At 42.2% G+C, this 21,407-nt stretch carries 22 protein-coding genes; 21 read left to right on the top strand and 1 reads right to left on the bottom strand.

The features are described from left to right. Positions 1-54: 54 nt before the first annotated feature. From NVS78_RS12210 to nuoE, 11 genes are all read left to right on the top strand, one after another. Positions 55-399, top strand: coding sequence for a DRTGG domain-containing protein (locus NVS78_RS12210; RefSeq protein WP_286359419.1), 345 nt, complete (start codon positions 55-57; stop codon positions 397-399). A gap of 9 nt (positions 400-408) precedes the next feature. After that, complete coding sequence (locus NVS78_RS12215) at positions 409-825, top strand: ATP-binding protein (RefSeq protein ID WP_286359420.1); 417 nt, start codon at positions 409-411, stop codon at positions 823-825. Between the two features lie 21 nt (positions 826-846). Next, positions 847-2,190, top strand: coding sequence for a [Fe-Fe] hydrogenase large subunit C-terminal domain-containing protein (locus NVS78_RS12220; protein WP_286359421.1), 1,344 nt, complete (start codon positions 847-849; stop codon positions 2,188-2,190). A gap of 18 nt (positions 2,191-2,208) precedes the next feature. After that, on the top strand, positions 2,209-2,544 hold the full coding sequence (locus tag NVS78_RS12225) for a DRTGG domain-containing protein (RefSeq protein WP_286359422.1): 336 nt from the start codon (positions 2,209-2,211) through the stop codon (positions 2,542-2,544). A gap of 5 nt (positions 2,545-2,549) precedes the next feature. Then, a complete protein-coding gene (locus NVS78_RS12230) occupies positions 2,550-3,263 on the top strand; it encodes a PHP domain-containing protein (RefSeq protein WP_286359423.1) in 714 nt (237 codons plus the stop codon). Positions 3,264-3,542: 279 nt separating this feature from the next. Continuing rightward, positions 3,543-3,935, top strand: coding sequence for a response regulator (locus NVS78_RS12235; RefSeq protein WP_286359424.1), 393 nt, complete (start codon positions 3,543-3,545; stop codon positions 3,933-3,935). Between the two features lie 240 nt (positions 3,936-4,175). After that, positions 4,176-4,733, top strand: coding sequence for an ATP-binding protein (locus NVS78_RS12240; protein WP_286359425.1), 558 nt, complete (start codon positions 4,176-4,178; stop codon positions 4,731-4,733). Between the two features lie 9 nt (positions 4,734-4,742). Beyond that, complete coding sequence (locus NVS78_RS12245; protein WP_286359426.1) at positions 4,743-5,132, top strand: (2Fe-2S) ferredoxin domain-containing protein; 390 nt, start codon at positions 4,743-4,745, stop codon at positions 5,130-5,132. A gap of 74 nt (positions 5,133-5,206) precedes the next feature. Next, positions 5,207-6,997 carry an NADH-quinone oxidoreductase subunit NuoF gene (locus NVS78_RS12250; protein WP_041504810.1) on the top strand — a complete coding sequence of 597 codons (1,791 nt, stop codon included), beginning with the start codon at positions 5,207-5,209 and terminating at the stop codon, positions 6,995-6,997. A gap of 62 nt (positions 6,998-7,059) precedes the next feature. Then, entirely contained in the window at positions 7,060-8,832 is a 1,773-nt protein-coding gene (locus tag NVS78_RS12255) for an NADH-dependent [FeFe] hydrogenase, group A6 (RefSeq protein ID WP_286359427.1), read from the top strand. An 11-nt stretch (positions 8,833-8,843) separates the two neighbouring features. Beyond that, positions 8,844-9,320 (top strand): NADH-quinone oxidoreductase subunit NuoE, encoded by a 477-nt coding sequence (gene nuoE, locus NVS78_RS12260; protein ID WP_041502299.1) that lies wholly within the window; start codon positions 8,844-8,846, stop codon positions 9,318-9,320. Between the two features lie 33 nt (positions 9,321-9,353). Here nuoE and NVS78_RS12265 read toward each other — a convergent pair whose 3' ends face one another. Continuing rightward, on the bottom strand, positions 9,354-10,481 hold the full coding sequence (locus NVS78_RS12265; protein ID WP_286359428.1) for a hybrid sensor histidine kinase/response regulator: 1,128 nt from the start codon (positions 10,479-10,481) through the stop codon (positions 9,354-9,356). Positions 10,482-10,737: 256 nt separating this feature from the next. On the opposite strand from NVS78_RS12265, the gene NVS78_RS12270 reads away from it, so the two are divergent. Genes NVS78_RS12270 through NVS78_RS12315 form a run of 10 tightly spaced genes read left to right on the top strand, consistent with a single transcriptional unit; the run spans position 10,738 to position 21,403 of the window. Further along, positions 10,738-11,103 (top strand): response regulator, encoded by a 366-nt coding sequence (locus NVS78_RS12270; protein ID WP_041502301.1) that lies wholly within the window; start codon positions 10,738-10,740, stop codon positions 11,101-11,103. 4 nt (positions 11,104-11,107) lie between these two features. Beyond that, positions 11,108-12,259 (top strand): sugar transferase, encoded by a 1,152-nt coding sequence (locus tag NVS78_RS12275; protein ID WP_289623380.1) that lies wholly within the window; start codon positions 11,108-11,110, stop codon positions 12,257-12,259. 16 nt (positions 12,260-12,275) lie between these two features. Then, a complete protein-coding gene (locus NVS78_RS12280; protein ID WP_286359429.1) occupies positions 12,276-13,010 on the top strand; it encodes a TolC family protein in 735 nt (244 codons plus the stop codon). A 7-nt stretch (positions 13,011-13,017) separates the two neighbouring features. Continuing rightward, positions 13,018-15,198: a GumC family protein gene (locus NVS78_RS12285; protein ID WP_286359430.1), complete on the top strand. Its 2,181-nt coding sequence runs from the start codon at positions 13,018-13,020 to the stop codon at positions 15,196-15,198. A 1-nt stretch (position 15,199) separates the two neighbouring features. Next, positions 15,200-16,672, top strand: a complete 1,473-nt coding sequence (locus NVS78_RS12290; RefSeq protein WP_286359431.1) for an O-antigen ligase family protein — start codon at positions 15,200-15,202, stop codon at positions 16,670-16,672. Continuing rightward, positions 16,656-17,552, top strand: coding sequence for a glycosyltransferase family 2 protein (locus tag NVS78_RS12295; protein ID WP_286359432.1), 897 nt, complete (start codon positions 16,656-16,658; stop codon positions 17,550-17,552). Before NVS78_RS12290 ends, NVS78_RS12295 begins: the two co-directional genes overlap by 17 nt. Before the next feature lie 3 nt (positions 17,553-17,555). Next, positions 17,556-18,719 carry a glycosyltransferase family 2 protein gene (locus tag NVS78_RS12300; RefSeq protein WP_286359433.1) on the top strand — a complete coding sequence of 388 codons (1,164 nt, stop codon included), beginning with the start codon at positions 17,556-17,558 and terminating at the stop codon, positions 18,717-18,719. A 34-nt stretch (positions 18,720-18,753) separates the two neighbouring features. Then, on the top strand, positions 18,754-19,872 hold the full coding sequence (locus NVS78_RS12305; protein ID WP_286359434.1) for a glycosyltransferase family 4 protein: 1,119 nt from the start codon (positions 18,754-18,756) through the stop codon (positions 19,870-19,872). Then, on the top strand, positions 19,869-20,696 hold the full coding sequence (locus tag NVS78_RS12310) for a hypothetical protein (RefSeq protein ID WP_286359435.1): 828 nt from the start codon (positions 19,869-19,871) through the stop codon (positions 20,694-20,696). The genes NVS78_RS12305 and NVS78_RS12310 overlap by 4 nt, the downstream gene beginning before the upstream one ends. A 5-nt stretch (positions 20,697-20,701) precedes the next feature. Next, positions 20,702-21,403, top strand: a complete 702-nt coding sequence (locus tag NVS78_RS12315) for an OmpA family protein (protein ID WP_286359436.1) — start codon at positions 20,702-20,704, stop codon at positions 21,401-21,403. The last annotated feature ends 4 nt before the right edge of the window (positions 21,404-21,407 follow it).

Consider the following 21,407-nt stretch of genomic DNA (forward strand, 5'->3'; position numbering starts at 1 on the left):
GTGCTTGTTTTTCTAAAATATTCTCATTATTTTAGGAACGTATAAAAAAAGCCCATGACCCTACAAGAGATTGCTATTTTATTGCAAGCCGAGGTGATATATGAAAATCATCACCTCGATAAAATGATTAAGCATGCTTTCGCTGCTGATCTCATGAGTGATGTTCTGCGTCTGGATACCAGTGAAATGATCCTTATTACGGGATTGGCGAATCTTCAGGTTATACGGACGGCAGAGATGTCAGATATCTGTTTTATCCTTTTTGTCCGGGGTAAGCAGGTTACTCCAGAAATGGTCGAATTAGCCAAGGAGAGTAACATCGCTTTGCTCCAATGCAAACAGAGTATGTTTAAAGTATGCGGCGAATTATATGTTGCCGGTTTAGAACCTATCTATTAATCCGAAAAAATGGAGTTTAATTATAATATCGAAGGAGGAAATTTTTCCAAAGCAGGGCAAGCCTCGAGTGAAGTAAAAAAGATTCTCAAACAACTAAACATAGACGCGATGCTGATCAAACGCATTGTTGTCGCACTGTACGAAGCAGAAGTGAATGTAGTGGCTCACGCCTACGAGGGAGTGATGAAAGTAGCCGTTAATCCTGAATACATCGAGGTAATCATCAGTGACAAGGGACCGGGTATTCCCGATATTTCCTTAGCCATGCAAGAAGGCTATTCGACAGCTTCCCCAAAGGTGCGAGAGATGGGATTCGGAGCAGGAATGGGTTTGCCTAACATGAAAAAAAACTGCGATAAACTGGAGATCGAATCCAACGTAAACGAAGGAACAAGAGTAACAATGACCACGTATTTCTCAAACTAAAACAGAACTTTCGAATTGAATATGGAACCTTTCTACCATGCCTTAAAAGTTGCGTCACAAGCGTGTATCGGCTGTACTCACTGCATGAGCCTGTGCCCGACGCAAGCGATACGCATCAGACATGGGAAAGCAAGTATATACGAAGCAGCTTGCGTAGATTGCGGCATGTGCCTGAAATCCTGTCCCCAACACGCGATTATCGTGGAACAGGATGATTTCAGTCAAATTTTCAACTTTAAACACCGGGTCATACTACTTCCCACCGTCTTATTCGGACAATTTTCCGAAGATACCACAGAAGAACAGATTTTCTCGGAATTACATGACATGGGGTTTACTTATGTCCTCGAAGTGGCACAAACGTCCGGGATTCTGACGGAGGCGACCCGGGATTACATGAAAAACAACAGTCACCAGAGACCGTTCATATCCAGTTTCTGTCCGGCCATCGTCCGGTTGATTCAGGTCAGGTTTCCTTCGTTAATAGGACATATCGTCCGTTTAAAACAAGCCATGGATTTGGCAGCGATCTATGCCCGTCAGAAACTAATCGATCAAGGTATTCCTAACGAGGAGATCGGAATTTTTTACGTTACCCCCTGTGCCGCAAAAATAGCTGCCGTAAAATCTCCCGTGGGAGAAGAGGGATCCGCCGTAAACGGAGTTATCAATATCGACTTTATATACAATAAGATACAATTAGGCATTACTCAACACAAAAATCAACCGCTTGTTCCCGTTCCGGAACAAACTTACTTATCACCGGAAGCCATCGCCTGGACGCTCACGGAAGGTGAAGCCTCCCGTTTCGACGGACGTTGCCTCGCTATCGACGAGATACACAACGTCATCGATATTCTCGAAAAATTAGAGAACGACGAAATCACGGACATCGATTTTCTTGAATTACGGGCTTGCGACCACTCTTGCGCGGGAGGAGCTCTCGTCATAAACAATCGTTTCTTAACGATAGAACGTCTACGTAAACGAATGAGAACAAGCGAGATGCAAAACCGGACCACTCCTGACGATGTACAACAATACGGATCTTTTTTATACAAACTCGTGTCTCTCACGGGTAAAATTCCTCCCCGTTCCATAGAAAAGCTGGACGAAAATAGGCTTGTAGCCATGGAGAAAATGGAAAAGATCAACCGAATCATGGAGTTTATTCCTAAAATAGATTGTGGAGCTTGCGGAGCTCCCTCCTGCCAAACCCTCGCCCGCGATGTCGTTCAGGGAAAGGCCAAATTGAATCAATGCGTGTTTATGCAAAAGATTCTTTGTAAAGAAGATTTAATGACCCCGGAAGAATCCCTCGACATTTCAGAAAAAACCTGGGGAAAGAAAAGATTTGAATCATAATTAATCGTATATATAATCATGACCGTACAAGAACTTATATCAAAATTAAACCTTGCTCTTTGCAGTGGAGCTTCCGGTACAAACCGCGAAATTAAAGGAGGATATACATCCGATCTGTTAAGCGACGTCATGGGCAACGCCCGGGAAGGAGACATATGGGTTACCCTTCAAACTCATAAAAACATTATGGCTATCGCCTCTTTAAAAGAGATTGCCGCCATTATTCTCGTGAAAGGACGTACCCCCGAGAAAGATACCGCCGCAGAAAGCGACGCCGAGGGAATCCCGATCCTGTCCACATCTTTGGAAACCTTTGAAATCACAGGAGAACTTTACAAAACCATTAAAGGCTGAAACCCATGTTATTCCGGGCCGATTTACATATACACACCGTACTATCCCCTTGCGGGGATCTGGATATGAGTCCCCGGAATATTATTGCCATGGCCAAGCAAAAAAAATTGGACATCATCGGTATTACCGATCACAATTCTACCAGACAGGCCATCATTATCCAGGAAAAGGCCCAAAAGGAGGGAATATTCGTTCTCGCGGGAGTTGAAATCTCAACCCGGGAAGAGGCACACTGTTTAGCTTTTTTCCCCAACCGGGAACGACTGGACGAATTTCAACTCTTTTTGGACCGGCATCTCCCCTCTATTCAAAACAACCCGGAAAAATTCGGCTATCAGGTGGTCGTCGATTGGGACGACCAAATTTTATACGAAGAAAAACGTCTGCTTATTTCCGCCCTTGATCTGCCGATCGAAAATATCGAACATGAAGTACATCGGTTAGAAGGCATCTTTATTCCCGCTCACATCGATAAAAGCTGTTTCAGTATCCTTTCTCAATTGGGATTTGTTCCTCCCGACCTACGAGTAGAGGCCTTAGAACTCAGTCCTTACACGACTAAAGAGGCTTTCTTAAACGGTAACAATTACCTTCAAAATTATGCTTTCATTCGTTCTTCCGATGCCCATTATGTTAATGATATCGGTAAAGTATACACGGAACTATCACTTTCATATCCTTCATTTGAATCTATTAATCAGGCCATTAGATTACTTTAAACCCTCTTTGAATGTTTTTTAGAAAAATGATCAAACAAGGAATAGAATAAAAGGAAATAATATATTTTATATACAATATCCACAAAATCAATCCAATCTATCTATCAATAAACGAACGTTTTATGATGGCGTAAATATACAGATTTTATTCGAAAAATATGCTATATTGGCCTATTTTAAAAAATTATAAATCAATAGTAAAGCGCATTAGAGCCTGTTTTGTCCCTTTCTAAATACTCAAAATCATAAAACGTTCATTTTTTTAAATCGAGTAGAAGAATGAAAGGAAAGGAAAATGATTATATTAATTCATCCAAAACAATACTTATCGCCGAAGACAACGAGAGTAATTTTCTTCTTTTAGATACCATTCTAAAAAAAGAGTATTCTATTATTCGCGCCCGAGATGGGATAGAAGCAATCCAAAAATTCAAATCTCATTTTCCGGATCTTATTTTAATGGACATTAAAATGCCTCAAATGGACGGCTTGGAAGCCACCCGGGAAATACGAGAAACAAATTCAGATATTCCGATTATAGCCGTAAGCGCTTTCGCCTTTCCCCAAGACAAACAAGCAGCCGAGGCTGCAGGATGTTCTGACTACATCGTAAAACCGATTAACTGCGCCCTATTGAAGCGTCTCCTCCGGTATTACCTTTCTCCCGATTAAATTGTCCTTTTTCACCCTTCCCATCCTTACTTTGATTCGCGTAGCACCCCAAAGAATCAAGGGTTTCAAAACTTTATTAGAAACAATCTATATAACAAAGGTTGACGTTTTGTCAGTTGTTTATTACGATATTTCTACTATATTTGAGACGAATTATTTTCAATTGAAAGTTTATTTTGAAAATAACCGCAAATTTATAAGTGGAAGGTGCGATTTCCCTCACATTTAGAAGTGACGAAGATGCAAGATTTATCAGCTCATATTATGGACATTGCCCAAAATTCGGTGCGGGCAGAGGCTACAAAAATAGAAATTGATATTGAAGAGAATATCATAAAAGACCTCTTTAGCATCACCATAAGAGACAACGGATGTGGTATGGACGCAGAAACGCTGGATCGGGTAACGGATCCCTTTTTCACGAGCAGGACCGTTCGAAAAGTAGGATTAGGCATTCCCCTGTTAAAACAAAATGCCGAACAAACCGGAGGTTCGTTAACCATTTGCTCTCGCAAAGGAGAGGGAACAACCATTCAGGCCATTTTCTCTCACTCCCATCTGGATCGTCCTCCCGTCGGTAATATAGCCAACACGGTCGTTTTGCTTGTTGCATCGAATCCGGATATCCGTTTTGTCTATCGTCATGTCACGGAAAAAGGAAAATATCTTTTCGACTCGAAAGAGGTAAAAGATTACCTGGAAGGCGTTCCCGTTAACGACCCGGAGATCGTACTCGCTTTACAACAAATGATAGAAGAGAACTTAAAAGAGATAACTTATACAACAAATCAACCTTAATCATTAACTATGGAGAAGATAAAATCATTAGCAGATCTTAAACGTATCAAAGAAAACGTTCAGGCTAAAATCGATCTTCGCGAAAAAAGCGAACAGGCAGATAACCTGATCCAGATAAAGATAGCCATGGCTACCTGCGGTATTGCAGCCGGAAGTAAGGAAACCATGAATTATTTTATCGAAAATTTAGAAAAAAACGGGATCGCGGCTGTTGTGACACAAACCGGTTGCATGGGATACTGTTATGCAGAACCGACCATCGAAATCACGAAACCCGGTAAAGAACCGATCGTTTTTGGTCACGTAACCCCGGAAAAAGCAGAAGAAATCATTCAAAAATATTTAAAGAACGACGAACTCGTGGAGGGGATCATTCCCGTCAATTACAACACGATTTAATCGTTGCAACTCGCTTATCACCTGTGGAGTTGTGTTGAAAACAAGAAAATTAACCCTAACAAAACCTTATACCTATGAGTTATAAAATGCATGTTCTCGTATGCGGTGGGACCGGATGTAGAGCATCCGCCAGTCAACACATTATCGGGAAACTGGAAGAGTGCCTGAAAGATAAAAACCTCGAAGACGAAGTTCAGGTCATTGCAACAGGCTGTTTCGGTTTCTGCGAAAAAGGCCCTATCGTAAAAATCATGCCGGACAATACTTTTTACGTTCAGGTAAAGCCGGAAGATGCCGAGGAAATTGTGAACGAACATATTATTAAAGGACGTAAAGTAGAACGTTTACTCTATAAAGATCCGGAGAAAAAAAGCGCCGTAAGTGACTCCAAACACATGGGATTCTATAAAAAACAACTCCGTATCGCCTTACGTAATTGCGGCTTTATCAATCCTGAAAACATCGAAGAATACATCGCTCGCGACGGGTATGCAGCCTTAGCAAAATGCCTCACGGAGATGACTCCTCAAGAGGTAATCAACGAGATGAAACTCTCCGGCTTACGGGGAAGAGGCGGCGGTGGTTTCCCTACCGGTATGAAATGGGAATTTGCCAGTAAATACCAGGCAGATCAAAAATACGTGGTATGTAATGCGGACGAAGGAGACCCGGGTGCATTCATGGATCGGTCCATTATGGAGGGCGATCCTCACTCCATCGTGGAGGCCATGGCCATTTGCGGTTACAGTATCGGAGCCACAAAAGGTTTGGTTTATATCCGCGCCGAATATCCTTTGGCTATCAATAGGTTAAAGACGGCCATCCGGCAAGCGGAAGAGTATGGACTTTTAGGGGAACACATTTTAGGAACCGATTTCCATTTTTCCATCGAATTGCGATACGGAGCGGGAGCTTTCGTTTGCGGAGAAGAGACGGCCTTGATTCACTCCATGGAAGGACAACGCGGAGAACCTACGATGAAACCGCCTTTCCCGGCAGAGGCGGGTTACCTGAAACGCCCCACGAACGTAAATAACGTGGAAACATTGGCCAACGTTCCAGTCATAATCACGAAAGGCGCAAACTGGTTCAATCAGATCGGAACGGAACGTTCCAAAGGAACAAAAGTATTTGCGCTGGCCGGCAAGATCAATAACGTAGGTTTGATTGAAGTGCCCATGGGAACAACTTTACGGGAAGTCATCTACGAAATCGGGGGTGGCATCAAGAACGGAAAGAAATTCAAAGCCGTTCAGACCGGTGGTCCTTCCGGCGGTTGCCTGACAGAAAAACATCTGGACGTACCGATTGATTTCGATAACCTGCTGGCCTCCGGCTCCATGATGGGTTCTGGAGGAATGATCGTTATGGATGAAGACGATTGTATGGTCGCCGTTGCTAAATTCTATTTAGATTTCACCGTAGAGGAGTCTTGCGGAAAATGTACTCCGTGTCGGGTAGGGAACAAACGACTTTACGAACTACTGGATAAGATCACCAAAGGACAAGGGACCATGGAAGATCTCGATACATTGAAAAATCTTAGCCGGGTAATTAAGGATACGGCTCTTTGCGGTTTGGGACAGACCTCTCCGAATCCGGTTCTTTCGACCATCGACAATTTCTACGATGAATACATCGCCCATATTAAGGACAAAAAATGTCCGGCCGGTAAATGTAAAGACTTGCTGACTTACCACATCGATCCCGAATTATGTATCGGGTGCGGACTATGTGCGCGGAATTGCCCGGTAGACGCGATTGTCGGCGAAAGAAAAGAGGTACACTTTATCAACACCGCCAAATGTATCAAATGCGGTGCATGTATGGAAAAATGCAAATTCAAAGCCGTAAGCACGAGATAAGACTTTTCACCTAAAATCAGGAGAAAAGCGAAAAGCGAAAATTTCACGATTAAGATTTTAACATGGAAAACAATATAACATTAAAAATAGATAACCGGGAGGTAAGCGTCCCCAAAGGCACTACTATTCTGGAAGCCGCACGAGGAATGGGAATCGATATTCCAACCCTCTGCTACATGAACCTGAAAGACCTGTGTATCCAGAACATTCCGGCTTCTTGCCGTATATGCGTCGTAGAGGTGGAAGGCAGAAAAAACCTGGCTCCCTCTTGCGCCACCAAATGCGAAAACGGCATGAACGTACGCACGAATACGATCCGCGTTCTGAACGCCCGTCGCGTTGTCCTCGAGCTGATGCTATCCGATCACCCCTCCGACTGTTTGGTGTGTCCGAAATCGGGAAAATGTGAATTACAGACGATAGCCATCAAATTAGGTATTCGCGAAATCCCTTTTGCGGGAGCTCAAACGACCTATAAAGTAGACGAATCTCCTTCCATCCGCCGGGATATGAGTAAATGCATCTATTGCCGTCGGTGCGAAACCATGTGTAACGAAGTACAAACAGTCGGCGCACTCGGAGCGGCAAACCGGGGCTTTGGTTCCGTTGTCATGCCCGCCTTCGACCAGGATCTGAAAGACTCCGAATGTACTTTTTGCGGGCAATGCGTAGCTGTATGTCCCGTGGGGGCTCTGACAGAAATAGATCACACGAATCGTTTGATCCGGGATCTGTCCAATCCGGAAAAAACCGTGATCGTACAAACAGCTCCAGCCGTGCGTGCCGCGTTAGGAGAAGAATTCGGATTGCCGGCCGGCACATCCGTCACCGGAAAAATGGTCGCAGCCTTACGCCAATTAGGTTTTGCCAAGGTATTCGATACCGATTTTGCCGCCGACTTGACCATCATGGAGGAAGGAACCGAACTGTTAGGCCGCCTTGGAGCCTTTTTGAATGGCGATAAGAACGTCAAACTGCCGATCATCACCTCTTGCTGCCCGGGATGGGTCAATTTCTTCGAAAACCAGTTCCCAGATCTCTTGGACATGCCTTCCAGCGCCCGATCTCCGCAACAAATGTTCGGAGCCGTGGCCAAAAGCTACTGGGCCGAAAAGATGGGCATAAAGAGAGAAGATCTGATCGTCGTATCCGTCATGCCCTGTTTAGCCAAAAAATTCGAATGTGAAAGAGACGAGTTCAAAACGGACGGAGACCCGGATGTAAACTACTCTATCTCTACCCGAGAATTAGCCGCCCTCATCAAACAAACCAATATCGACTTCATGCAACTCGAAGAGGAAGAGTTCGATGCGCCTCTCGGAGAATCTACCGGAGCTGCCGTTATTTTCGGGGCATCGGGAGGTGTTATGGAAGCCGCTTTACGTACCGCTTATGAAATACACACGGGCAAAACTCTTGACAACGTTAATTTCGAAGACGTTAGAGGTATCAGCAACTTGAAAGAAGCTACCATTGACGTTGACGGATTCAAACTGAAGGTGGCCGTTGCCCACGGTCTCGGAAATGCCCGCAAACTGATGAACGAAATACGGGCGGGAAAATCCCCGTACCACGCCATCGAAATCATGGCTTGCCCCGGCGGTTGTATCGGTGGGGGAGGCCAGCCGCTTCACCATGGAGACTCTTCGCTATTGAAAGCCCGTACAAAGGCACTTTATCAGGAAGACGAAACAAAACATTTACGTAAATCTCACGAGAATCCTTATATTATCTCTCTTTATGAAGAATACTTAGGGAAACCGATGAGCGAAAAGGCACATCACCTTTTACATACATGTTACTTCAACAGAAGTAAAGAAATTACTGAACAATAAAAGAACGGAATATGACAAAGATAACATTAGCCAAATGTAAGGTGGACGAATTCGTTCAACTATGCGAAAGACATGGTAATCAACCCGGAGAATTGATCAACATCCTGCACGAAGCACAAGAGCTTCACGGGTATTTGCCCCGGGAAGTACAGGAGATCATCGCCCGGCAACTGAATATTCCGGTATCCAAAGTATACGGGGTGGTAACGTTCTATTCCTTTTTCACGATGACTCCCAAAGGAGAACATCCGATTTCTGTATGCATGGGAACAGCCTGTTACGTGAGAGGAGCCGAAAAGGTATTGGACGAATTCAAACGGATTCTAAAAATTGAAGTTGGCGAGACCACACCGGATGGAAAATTTTCCCTTTCCAGCTTACGCTGTGTAGGGGCCTGCGGACTTGCTCCCGTCGTTCTGATCGGAGAAAAAGTTTACGGAAGAGTTACTCCGGCAGAAGTCGAAAAGATTTTGAAAGAGTTCAACTAAAAAAAAAAGAGTGCTTCGATGAAGCACTCTTTTTTATTCGTTCTTTAACGGTAAGGAGAAACTAAAACTCGATCCCTGGCCGTACACGGATTCAAACCAAAGACGTCCTTTGTTCTTCGTCACGAAATCTTTACATAACAGAAGTCCCAACCCCGACCCTTCTTCGCTATTCGTTCCGAAAGTGGTAAAATGAGTTGCCGCATTTAATAATTTAGGCTGATCCTCTTCTTTTATACCGCATCCGTTATCCGACACGGTTACAATAACCTCCTCCCCTTCCACGTTCAGATTTACCATGATCTCGGTATCTTTATTACTAAACTTTATAGCATTGGATATTAAATTGCGCACGACAGATTTAATCATCTCTATATCCACACAAACATTTATTGTCTCCCGATCGTTAAAAAGTTTCAACCGAATACCTTTACTTTCGGCTATAGGGCTGAATACTTCCACCACCCCCTGCGCCAACCCGACGATATCCACCTCCTGAGGTAACAACGACAATTTTCCCAATTGACTTTTGGTCCACTTCAACAGGTTATCCAATAACGAGAAAACCTCTTCTGCCGTCTTATTCGTCATCTCCAACATTTCAAACACATCGGAAGGCAAAGAATTAGGCTCAATGGTCATCATGATCATATTACACAACATTTTCATCGAGGCCATAGGAGAACGCAAATCATGAGCGATCACGGAATAAAGTTTATCGCGTCCTTCTATCGTTTTACGTAATTCCTCCGTTTGTCTCAAAATAATTCGCCGGGACTCTACCAACAACAGTTGATGTTGTACACGTATCAACAACTCCTCCCTCCGGAAAGGTTTGGAGATAAAATCACTTGCTCCCAATTGAAATCCCTTGACCACGCTGGCAGAATCGTTCAATGCCGTGAGAAAAATAATCGGGATCTCCGCGTATTCCGGCTCGACCTTCAAACGCCCCGCAACCTCAAAACCGTCCATATCAGGCATCATCACATCCAACAATAACAAATCAGGCCGCTCCTTTTTTACTACGTCCAAGGCTTCCGCACCATTCATCGCAAAGACGATATTAAATCCTTCCCGCCCTAACAGAGCTTTAAGCAGTAACACATTTGACTGCACGTCATCCACAATGAGTATTTTATATTCCGAAGGGTTCAGGTTCATATCGTATCACATTTAATTTTAGCCCGATTAAGCTTTTACAAAAGTACAAACTAATCGCATATATTCAAATCTGCATTCCACTATTCTTTCCGACAAATTTAACTTTCTTAACTTACTAATAGACCATTATTTATAAAAAGAATCATCATTTCCTCATTTTTCACATAAAAAAGGAGAAAGGAACAATATATTTATACGAAAAAATAGCTATCTTGTATTAATATCGTATATTTGTAAGTTACTAAAATGCATGCCTATGGACAAAACTATTCTGATCGTTGATGACAAGCCGGAAATTGCGAAGGTGATCATGTATCAGTTATCAAAAGATTATAATGTACACTCTGTTAATAACCCTATACAAGCTTTTAACTGGATGCACGAAGGAAATATTCCCGATTTGATTATTTCTGACGTATATATGCCCGAAATGGACGGTCATACTTTTTTGAAAAAACTAAAAAGTAGCGAGATGTTCAGTTTCATTCCCGTCATTATTTTATCAAGTATGGAGAGTACGAATGACCGTATCGGATTGTTAGAGGACGGAGCTTCCGATTTTGTTTTGAAACCATTTAATCCGCAAGAGCTAAAAATAAGAGTAAGGAATTTATTAAGATAGTGCTATGTTTGCTTACTATATTGGTATTAACCCCCAATGGAGCGAGTACATTCAATCGAAATTGAATGTAACATTGACTGTTTTAGAAAATCCGATCCGGCTCTTTCTATACCTGTCAAAACAAAAAGATGCGAACGATGAACCGTCTTATATCTTCATAGAATCGAAAAAAGAACGGGACTTCTTGTGGTTAAACCACATTCAAAACGGTAATTTAAAAAATACTTATCTGATCGTCGTAACCGACAAAATAGATAAAAAGGATATTCCATCCTATCTTAAATCCGGTGCACATGAGATAATAAGCATACATGCCAGTAAGGAGAACCTGCAGGATATACTGATGCTATTACCTCAATTGAAACAATGCTCTACCGATAAAAAAAGAGAGAGTAAACGTTTTCAACTTCCGTTATGGAAACGGATATTCGACATTGTATTTTCCCTTTTGGCCCTACTTTTTTTATCCCCGCTCCTACTTCTTACGATGTTGGCGATTCGTTTGGAGAGCAAAGGATCCATCGTGTATAAGTCCAAACGGGTCGGAAGTAATTACGATATTTTCAATTTTTTGAAATTCCGTTCCATGTATACAGACGCAGACAAACGATTGAAGGAATTTGAAGCCCTGAATCAATACAGGGAAGAAAGCTCTTTACAGAAATCCGATCTAAAAAGTGAAATAAACGAGTCTCAGGATATTTCCGAAAACGAACCTATTTTCGTGGCCGATGATTTTATTACGACGGAACGCGATCTTTTACAAAATCGGCATAAAAAACAAAAAAATGCATTTGTAAAATACGAGAACGACCCGCGCATTACCAAAGTGGGACATATCATTCGAAAATACAGTATCGACGAACTTCCTCAACTGATAAACATTCTGAAAGGTGACATGTCTATTGTAGGAAATCGTCCGCTTCCCCTTTACGAGGCAGAACTCCTCACTTCCGATGATTACATCGAGCGATTTATGGCCCCTGCCGGCTTGACGGGGTTATGGCAAGTCGAAAAAAGAGGTGATCAGGGCGCTCTCTCCGCAGAAGAACGAAAACAATTAGACATCAAATATGCCCGCAACTTCTCGTTTTGGATGGATATCCGGATCATATTCAAAACATTCACGGCATTCGTACAGAAAGAAAACGTATAACCTTTTAGTAAACCATATGAAAAAATATATTCTAAGTATCATTCTGATTATAAGTTTAGGAATATCTTATGCAGAAGCACAAAATACCACGGTTCTGACATTTATGCCGAACGACTATTTAAACTTCCATCTTCCTCCTTTGGACACGTTATTCAGAAATGTCGAAAAGAATCCCAGAATAACCCAAACAGAGACGTTAGTCGAGACCGAAAAAAACAAATTAAAAACGGAAAAAAGAAAATGGCTTTCCTTTTTCAATATAAGAACCGGATACACCTACGGTGTGCTCGGGAACTACACCTCTTTTTCTGATGAAAATACACCTCTGATGACAACCTATAGCGGCAATGCCCAAAGCAGTTGGTCTGTAGGAGCCTCTTTGGCTATTCCTCTAAATATATTATTCAACACGCGTACGGACGTAAAGACTCAAAAAGCAAGGGTTTATTCATCAGAGCTGAATAGAGATATTGCCCTTGATGAGTTAAAAGGTCAGATCATCGAGCTCTACTCCAGCATCCTTTCGGGATTAAACATCATAAAATCAAAAATAGAAGTTCTTAATTTTGCCAAAGCTCAGTATGAAATCGACGAAAAAGATTTCAGGCTCGGAAAAACCACGTCAAGCGTTTTGGCTAAAAGCAAGGCGACACAAAACGAGGCTTATGAAGCCTATGAATCCTTTCGGGCCCAATTAAACACGCAAATCCTCAAACTGGAAATTATTTCTCACACGAAACTCATCAAATAATTACTTTATGGACTACATACTATACATCGTAAAATTCATATACAAACTTAGGTTCTGGCTGACCATCGTCCCCTTATTGGTGGCCTTCATCGTTTTTCTGCAAACGGCCAATATGGCTCGTAACTATACGGTGAACAGCACCATATACACGGGAGTTATTTCCGGATTTAATATCTTATCGGAAAACCAGAATCAAACCAGTGCGGCGATTTCGAACAGCATCATGGACAATCTGTTCAATATTATTCATTCCGATCATACATTGAAAGAAGTATCGCTAAGGTTGTACGCCCGCAGCATGATCAACGGTAATCCGCAGCAAGACAACATGTTTATCAAAGCAGTCAATTACCGCAAGATACACAACCATGCCCCCCAATACATACGGGACCTGATCGTAAAAGATAATCCGAACGATTCGATCAACGAGGCGAGAACCCTCGAGAATCTGCATCGATTCGAGAAAGCCGATCCGAAAAACTACGTGTACGGTATCTACAACTGGAACCTGGAATATTATAACCGGTCTTCCCTGAAAAATATCACGGCCAGAAGAGACGGGAAAAGCGACATGTTGGAACTCTCCTACTCCGCAACCGACCCCGGCTTGACCTATCAAACTCTAAAAATCTTATGCGATGAATTTATCAAACAATACCAGGATTTACGTTTCGGGGAGACGAATGATGTTATAAAATATTTCGAGGGAGAGTTGGCCAGATACAGCAGACTTTTAAAACAGGCGGAAGACTCGCTGACGGATTACAGCATCGCAAAACGGGTTATTAATTACGACGAGGAAACCAAACAGGTATCCATATTGAATTCCGATTACGATATCAAATACTGGGAATTTCAATTAGCCCACGAGAGTACGCAAAAACTGATTCAGGAGTTGGAGAGAAGATTGAAAGATCAAGCCGAAGTTTTTCGAAACAATTCCCAGTTCATCAGTACCCTGAATAAGATTTCGACCCTATATACACAAATCAGTCAAAAAGAGTTGTTCAGCAATGATTCTCTCGCATCGCAAAAAACAGCTCCCATAAAAAAGGACCTTCAAAAAACCGAGGATGAATTTTACGATTTATTGAAGCATTACGGAGAACATAAATACACGAAAGAAGGTATTGCCAATGAAGAAATCCTCCAGCAATGGTTGGGACAAGTCATCCTGTTGGAAAAAACCAAAGCGGAATTGGAGGTTATGAAAGAACGGAAAAAAGATCTTGATAACAAATACGTCTACTTTTCGCCTATCGGCTCCACACTGAAAAGAAAAGAGCGCAACATCAATATCATCGAGGCCCAATACATGGCAATCCTGAATGCATTGAACGCGGCCAGATTAAGGCAAAAAAGCCTGCAAATGACCTCAGCGACCTTAAAGATCATCAATCCTCCCGAATTTCCTCTTTATCCGGAGGAATCCAAGAGAAAAAAGATCGTAGCCATCGCTTTTGCCATTACTTTTATTTTTATCCTGGGCTTCTTTATATTGGTTGAATTTTTAGACAGAACGTTGCATAACAGCTTCAGGACCAAACGAATCACGGGAGGAAATGTATTGGGAGCTTATACTCGATACTTCAGTCTCCAACACCGGAAATACAATACCATATACCAAACGTTAGAAACAAAAGCGTTAAGTAATTCCATCCTTACTTACTTAAAACCGGATAGCAATAACATCATTAATATCCTGAGTACGGCACACGCGGACGGGAAGAGTTTCGTATCCAATCAACTATTCGAATATTGGAACTCGTTAGGAATGGACGTCAAGCAACTTTCCTGGCATAGCGACTTCGATCTGGAGAATGAAGAATTATTAAACTCTTTACTCAGGTCAGGCATCCATAACAAACCGGAGAAAATGACCATTATTCTTGTAGAGTATCCGCCGTTGGAAGAATCTTCCATCACGCAAAAACTCTTGCAGGACGTCAGTCTCAATCTATTGGTCGTTAACTCCAGACGTACATGGAAGAACACGGACCAAGCTTTATACGTCCGGCTAAAAGAGCTATCCGGCAACATTCCTCTGTTCTTTGTCTTGAATTACACGAAACGCGACACGGCAGAAGAGTTCACCGGCTTATTACCGCCCTACACTTTCTGGAGAAAGTTATTGTACAGATTGTCACAACTCGGTTTAACGGCTATCGATGAACGTAAAAAACAGTAATATGTCTCTTTGGAACAGATTCATCAATTTCATGTCCTCCCAGGGGTATTTATATATCGGATTACTGTTAGGTATCATCATCATATATAAATTGATTCTCCTGAAAGGGATCATGATGGCCACTCTGTTCGCGTGTTTACCGATTCTTTTACTCGCTTTGGGATGGTTTATAAAGAATCCGTCCCACAGCTTCATTGCCCTGTATGTATTAAATTACGTCATCATGGGCATCAACCGTTATGTACCTCTAAAAAGCGGATTAATCATGACCTCACTCACGTTGGCGTTAATGGTTCTTCTGCTTTTAAGAAACAATTACCAAGCCTTGGGGTTTTCCAAAGCAAAGAACAGTCTGACTTTTTTATGGAGCATCTGGTTAATATACTGTCTTTTCGAAGTATTTAATCCGAATGCCATGTTTGAGCCATGGTCCATCGCTTTCACGACCTATGCTTTGTACCCTTTCGTTATGGCCATCTGTATCCCTTCCCTTTTTCCTAAATACCATCATCTGAAACTCATGCTGATGCTTCTGGCGTTTCTTACTTTATTGGCCTCAGCAAAGGGGTACTGGCAACGTAATCGGGGATTCGACCGAGCTGAATTATACTGGCTATACGTAGGAGGAGGTGCATCTACTCACCTGATATACACAGGCGTACGTTATTTCTCTTTTTTCCCGGATGCTGCCAATTTTGGTACAGGAATGGGTTTTGCCATGATCGTTTTCGGAATCTCCGCGGCATACGTGAAAAACAAGTGGTTAAAAATCTATTTTGCCGTCGCAGCCTTAGCCGGAGGTTACGGTATGCTGATCGCCGGAACAAGAAGCGCCATGGCCGTTCCTTTTGCCGGGATCACGTGCTTTGCCGTTCTAAGTAAGAATTATAAAGGAGCCCTGACCGGTATATTGATACTGATAGCCGCCTATTTCTTTTTTAACTATACCAATATAGGAAACGACAACGGTTTAATCCGGCGCATGAGAACCGCCTTCAATTTCAACGATGCCTCCTTTCAGGTCCGAAAAAAAAATCAGGAACAATTGAAAACCTATATGGCCTCGCACCCTTTCGGAGTCGGGCTCGGCCTGGGTGGAGGAAAAGCCAAACGATTCAAACCCAAAGCTTTTGTTTCACAAATTCCCACCGACTCTTGGTTAGTAATGACTTGGGTAGAAACCGGAATCATCGGGTTAATTCTATACATGGGTATTATCCTCACAATACTTGCCAGAAGTGCTTACATCATCATGTTTAAACTTAAAAACAAAGAGCTAAAAGGGGTATGCTCCGCTCTTTTGAGCGGTATATTCGGTATGGTTGTCTCTTCTTACGGCAACGAGGTCCTGAGCTATCCTAACGGTATGATCGTATTTACCGCCATGGCATTTATATACATGTCAAGATATTACGACAAAGAACTCGAACAAACCGAAAACAAACAACTTGCACCTCATGAACAACCGGCTTGATATATCAGTTATAACCGTAAATTATAACGGGATGAGAGATACTTGTGAGCTTGTCGAATCTCTTCACCGGTATGTTTCCGTTCCACACGAAATCATTGTCGTGGATAACGGTTCCAAGATGAATGAAGCGAATTTATTACGGGAAAAGTATCCTTGGCTTATTACCATCCGCAGTCAGCATAATTTAGGTTTCGCGGGGGGTAATAATTTAGGCATTCGACAAGCCAAAGGAAAATATATATTTTTACTTAACAACGATACTTACGTCACGGAAGACTCTTTCGGTTTTTTGCTCGAAGCCATCGAGAAGAAGAAGGAGATCGGTGCCGTATCCCCCAAAATTAAATTCGCATTTCCACCACAAAATATTCAGTTTGCGGGATATACTCCCTTGTCCCGTATCAGTTTACGCAACCACCTGATCGGTTTCGGACAACCGGATGAGGCTATCTACGACAAAGCGATCCCTACCCCCTTCTTACATGGAGCCGCACTTTTATTTAAAAGGGAAATTCTCGATCAAGTAGGATATCTTCCGGATATCTATTTTCTCTATTACGAAGAATTGGATTGGTGCACCCGGATCACCCGTCACGGCTATGAATTATGGTATGAACCCCGTTGTACGGTTTTTCATAAAGAGAGTCAAAGCACCGGACAGAACAGCCCGTTACGCGCATTCTATTTGACCCGAAACAGACTTTTGTACGCGTGGAGAAATCGAAAAGGAGGAGATCGGATTTTAGCTATTCTTTATCAACTATGTATTGCCTCCCCCAAAAACATCATGGTCTATCTATCGCACGGGCAGCTAAAACTCATCCGCGCAACGGGCAAAGGGATAGCGGCTTTCTTTACATTAAAACATAAATCGGCATAGCTTATGGAGCACATATTACCTATTATGGACTGCATCATTTGGTGTATACTGGCAATATCTACGGGTTATCTTCTCGTATTCAGTATTGCCGCACTCCCCAAACGTACCTTTCACTATCCAGCAAGCCGGAAACAACATCGCATAGTCGTGTTATTTCCTGCATACCAGGAAGATGCCGTCATCATAACGGCCGTTCACTCTTTCCTCCAGCAAGACTATCCCCGGAACTTGTACGATGTCGTGGTCATCTCCGACCATATGAAAGAAGAGACGAACAATGAACTGGCTCTGTTACCCGTTCTCCTACTTAGGGCCACTTACGAGAACAGCTCAAAAGCCAAAGCCCTGAACTTAGCCATGGACAAACTTCAAAACGATTACCAAATAGCGGTCATCCTCGATGCGGACAATCGTGTCGATCCTTTGTTCCTGCAATATATAAACAACGCGTACGCCGCCGGTTCCAAAGCCATGCAAGCTCACAGAAAAGCCAAGAACCGAAACACGGACGTGGCTGTACTGGATGCAGTCAGCGAAGAAATTAATAATTCCATTTTCAGAAAAGGACATGTCTATCTGGGACTTTCTTCCGCCCTTATCGGTTCCGGCATGGCTTTCGATTACGACTGGTTTAAAGAAAATATAAAAAAGATTTTTACCGCCGGAGAGGATAAGGAATTAGAAATTTTACTTTTAAAACAACGCTATTTTATCGATTACTTGGAAGAAGTTTACGTTTATGACGAAAAGACTCAAGGGAACAAGGGATTTTATAACCAACGCCGCCGATGGCTTGCTGCACAATACAGTCAATGGCACCGAATCATCCGTGATCTGCCGGGAGCCCTATTTTCATTCAATATAGACTACTGTGACAAATTATTTCAATGGATGATGCCTCCCCGTTTGTTACTATTGGGAAGTATCGGATTTTTTGCTTGTCTCTCCCTGTTTATTCATTGGGAGTACTCCTTAAAATGGTGGGGGCTGTTTATCATTACTGGGATAACCCTTTGTTTGGCGATACCGGATTATCTTGTCGATGATCGCTTTAAAAAAGCCATCCGTAAAATTCCCTTGCTATTTATCATGATGTTCCTCAATCTATTTCGCATGAAAGGAGTAAACAAGAAATTCATCCATACGGCACACGGAGAAGTAAAATAGATAAATCACGAGAATAAAATTAAAACAAAGAGGTATGAAAATCGCGATAGAAGCTCAACGCATATTCAGAACAAATAAACATGGAATGGACTTTGTAGCCTTGGAAACTATCCGGGAGTTACAAAAACTTGATAAGGAAAACGAATACTTCATCCTTGTCGCACCGGGAGAAGATCGTTGTCTCTCCCATAGCTCCAACATGCATATCGTGGAAATCAAATGCCCCACCTATCCCCTGTGGGAACAAATAGCACTACCCCGTGCACTAAAAAAGATAAAACCCGATCTGTTGCATTGTACCAGCAATACAGCACCAATCCGTTGTTCGGTTCCGCTCGTTTTAACCTTACATGACATTATTTTTCTGGAAAAAAGACAACACAACAATCGTTCAATCTATCAAAACATGGGATGGTATTACCGCCGTTTTGTCGTCCCTCGCGTTTTACCTTCCTGCCAAAAAATCATTACCGTCTCGAATTTCGAACGCAAACGTATTCAAGAGGCCTTGCATCTTGAACCGGAACAAATAACGGCTGTTCATAACGGTTTTAGCAAACATTTTCATCCCATCGATCAACCGGAAGAAGTCACCAAAAAATACATCGATACGGACAGATACATTCTCTTTTTAGGAAACACAGACCCGAAGAAAAACACCAATCGTACCCTGAAGGCTTACGGGATATACGCTAAACGCTCCAAACATCCCATTCCTTTGGTCATCGCCGATTTAAAAAAAAACATTATCGATGCTATTCTGAAAGAAGAAAAAATGGAATACCTAAAACCGTTACTACGCTACCCCGGTTATATCCCCAACACGGATCTACCGGCCATCTACAGCGGAGCATTCGCTTTTCTATACACGTCATTACGAGAAAGCTTCGGAATACCTATCCTGGAAGCAATGGCTTGCGGAACTCCGGTCATTACTTCTTCCATAACCGCTATGCCTGAAATTGCAGGAAAAAATGCTATCTTAGTAGATCCGTTTGAAGAAAACGAGATTGCCGATAAGTTACTTGTCTTGGAAGAGGACAACATATTTTATGACAAACAAGTTACTTACGGCCTGGAACGGGTAAAATCATTCTCATGGGAGAATACAGCCCGAAAACTATTGGAAATTTATAAATCATTACCTTTATGAACAGCTATACATTCATTCTTATATCTTTGGTCTTGTTTCTATTTCCTTACCTCGGTAAAATTTGGTTCAATAGAAATACGCTTACCTCTACCGTCGTCTCATTAGGATTATTTTGTACCTTCTGCGGTATTATCTGGGCCCTGTTTAATTTCGATGTAAATGACATCGAAGCAGCCCTCCCGCAACTGCTGAACCATATTAAAACGACTTTTTACAGTTCTGTCGCTGGAATGTTGACCTCTATCATTCTGAAAGTATTTCCGGCATTCTATGGAATCCGTACGACGAAAAGCATCTACCCGTCCTCTCCTTCCAAAGAGGATCGCATACTGGAATTACTATCTAACATAGAACAAAAAATAGGTACGGCATCCTCCTCCGAAACGATCGACAATCTATTCAATAAATTGAACACGACGTTTATCGAATCTCATAAACAACAAATTGAACGAACCGATGAACTGAGTCATATCAATCAAAAATTATCCGACTCTCTAAAAGCGATCGGAGCGGCCATCGAAAAATGGGGAGAGAACACGAATAAAACACACCATACGGACTATGAAAATATTAACAAACAACAATCCGTATTGGATTCTGAAATCATTAATTTGAACGCTTCCTGCAAGAAACTGGATCTGATGATCAACAATACCAAAGAACTTCTGCAAGAACAGATGAATCATGTGGAAGAAAGATTCGTGACCAAATTGGATTCCATGCAGGAGTTCTCACAAACATTATTAGCTATTGTTAGAAAACTGACACAGGATCACAATGCCATCCTCAAGCAACAGCATTCCGAACAAGAACCCCCAAAATAATCGTTATGAGCATTTTTAACGGACAAAACGAAGATAATCATTGGTTTTCCATCGCAGATTTAATGTCGGTTTTAATGCTGATATATATCTTTATCTCTGTTATCTATATCATTAAAATCACTCACGAAAAAAACAGGATTGAAAAAATTGCCGTCTCTTACAATCAACTTCAATACGAATTATACAAAGACCTGGAAAGCGAGTTTAAAGATGACCTGAAAAAATGGAATGCCGTTTTAGATCAATCGACCCTATCCGTCCGCTTCGAAGAACCTATCATATTCTTCAACCGGGGAAGCGCAACCCTCAAAGAGGAATTCAAGGCGATACTTAATGATTTTTTTCCTCGTTACCTGAAAATATTGACATCTGATAAATACCGTGACGATGTCGAAGAAATCAGGATAGAAGGTCATACTTCGAGCGAATGGGCAGAGAACCTGTCCAAAGATGAAATCTACCTGAAAAACATGGAATTATCCCAGGATAGAACACGAAACGTTTTGGCCTATCTACTGGAACACCAGCAAAACAACGAACAGTTAGCCCTGATTCTCCCAAAAATCACAACGAACGGCTTATCGTCCAGCAAACTGATCATGAAAAACGGTCTGGAAGACAAAGAAGCTTCCCGAAGAGTCGAATTCCGGGTAAGAACCAACGCGGAAAAGCAGATTACAAGAATATTAACCATCCCGTCCAACTAAAAAT

This window comes from Gabonibacter chumensis, from assembly GCF_024741215.1.
GTDB lineage: Bacteria > Bacteroidota > Bacteroidia > Bacteroidales > Marinifilaceae > Gabonibacter > Gabonibacter massiliensis.

Excerpts from the sequence above, each read along its gene's own strand:
- NVS78_RS12230 (WP_286359423.1), top strand. The coding sequence starts at position 2,550 with ATGTTATTCCGGGCCGATTTACATATACACACCGTACTATCCCCTTGC.
- NVS78_RS12245 (WP_286359426.1), top strand. The coding sequence starts at position 4,743 with ATGGAGAAGATAAAATCATTAGCAGATCTTAAACGTATCAAAGAAAAC.
- NVS78_RS12255 (WP_286359427.1), top strand. The coding sequence starts at position 7,060 with ATGGAAAACAATATAACATTAAAAATAGATAACCGGGAGGTAAGCGTC.
- NVS78_RS12300 (WP_286359433.1), top strand. The coding sequence starts at position 17,556 with ATGGAGCACATATTACCTATTATGGACTGCATCATTTGGTGTATACTG.
- NVS78_RS12280 (WP_286359429.1), top strand. The coding sequence starts at position 12,276 with ATGAAAAAATATATTCTAAGTATCATTCTGATTATAAGTTTAGGAATA.
- NVS78_RS12290 (WP_286359431.1), top strand. The coding sequence starts at position 15,200 with ATGTCTCTTTGGAACAGATTCATCAATTTCATGTCCTCCCAGGGGTAT.
- NVS78_RS12220 (WP_286359421.1), top strand. The coding sequence starts at position 847 with ATGGAACCTTTCTACCATGCCTTAAAAGTTGCGTCACAAGCGTGTATC.
- NVS78_RS12310 (WP_286359435.1), top strand. The coding sequence starts at position 19,869 with ATGAACAGCTATACATTCATTCTTATATCTTTGGTCTTGTTTCTATTT.
- NVS78_RS12275 (WP_289623380.1), top strand. The coding sequence starts at position 11,108 with ATGTTTGCTTACTATATTGGTATTAACCCCCAATGGAGCGAGTACATT.
- NVS78_RS12295 (WP_286359432.1), top strand. The coding sequence starts at position 16,656 with ATGAACAACCGGCTTGATATATCAGTTATAACCGTAAATTATAACGGG.
- NVS78_RS12315 (WP_286359436.1), top strand. The coding sequence starts at position 20,702 with ATGAGCATTTTTAACGGACAAAACGAAGATAATCATTGGTTTTCCATC.
- NVS78_RS12265 (WP_286359428.1), bottom strand. The coding sequence starts at position 10,481 with ATGAACCTGAACCCTTCGGAATATAAAATACTCATTGTGGATGACGTG.
- NVS78_RS12270 (WP_041502301.1), top strand. The coding sequence starts at position 10,738 with ATGGACAAAACTATTCTGATCGTTGATGACAAGCCGGAAATTGCGAAG.
- NVS78_RS12235 (WP_286359424.1), top strand. The coding sequence starts at position 3,543 with ATGAAAGGAAAGGAAAATGATTATATTAATTCATCCAAAACAATACTT.
- NVS78_RS12215 (WP_286359420.1), top strand. The coding sequence starts at position 409 with ATGGAGTTTAATTATAATATCGAAGGAGGAAATTTTTCCAAAGCAGGG.
- NVS78_RS12250 (WP_041504810.1), top strand. The coding sequence starts at position 5,207 with ATGAGTTATAAAATGCATGTTCTCGTATGCGGTGGGACCGGATGTAGA.
- nuoE (WP_041502299.1), top strand. The coding sequence starts at position 8,844 with ATGACAAAGATAACATTAGCCAAATGTAAGGTGGACGAATTCGTTCAA.
- NVS78_RS12285 (WP_286359430.1), top strand. The coding sequence starts at position 13,018 with ATGGACTACATACTATACATCGTAAAATTCATATACAAACTTAGGTTC.
- NVS78_RS12305 (WP_286359434.1), top strand. The coding sequence starts at position 18,754 with ATGAAAATCGCGATAGAAGCTCAACGCATATTCAGAACAAATAAACAT.
- NVS78_RS12240 (WP_286359425.1), top strand. The coding sequence starts at position 4,176 with ATGCAAGATTTATCAGCTCATATTATGGACATTGCCCAAAATTCGGTG.
- NVS78_RS12210 (WP_286359419.1), top strand. The coding sequence starts at position 55 with ATGACCCTACAAGAGATTGCTATTTTATTGCAAGCCGAGGTGATATAT.
- NVS78_RS12225 (WP_286359422.1), top strand. The coding sequence starts at position 2,209 with ATGACCGTACAAGAACTTATATCAAAATTAAACCTTGCTCTTTGCAGT.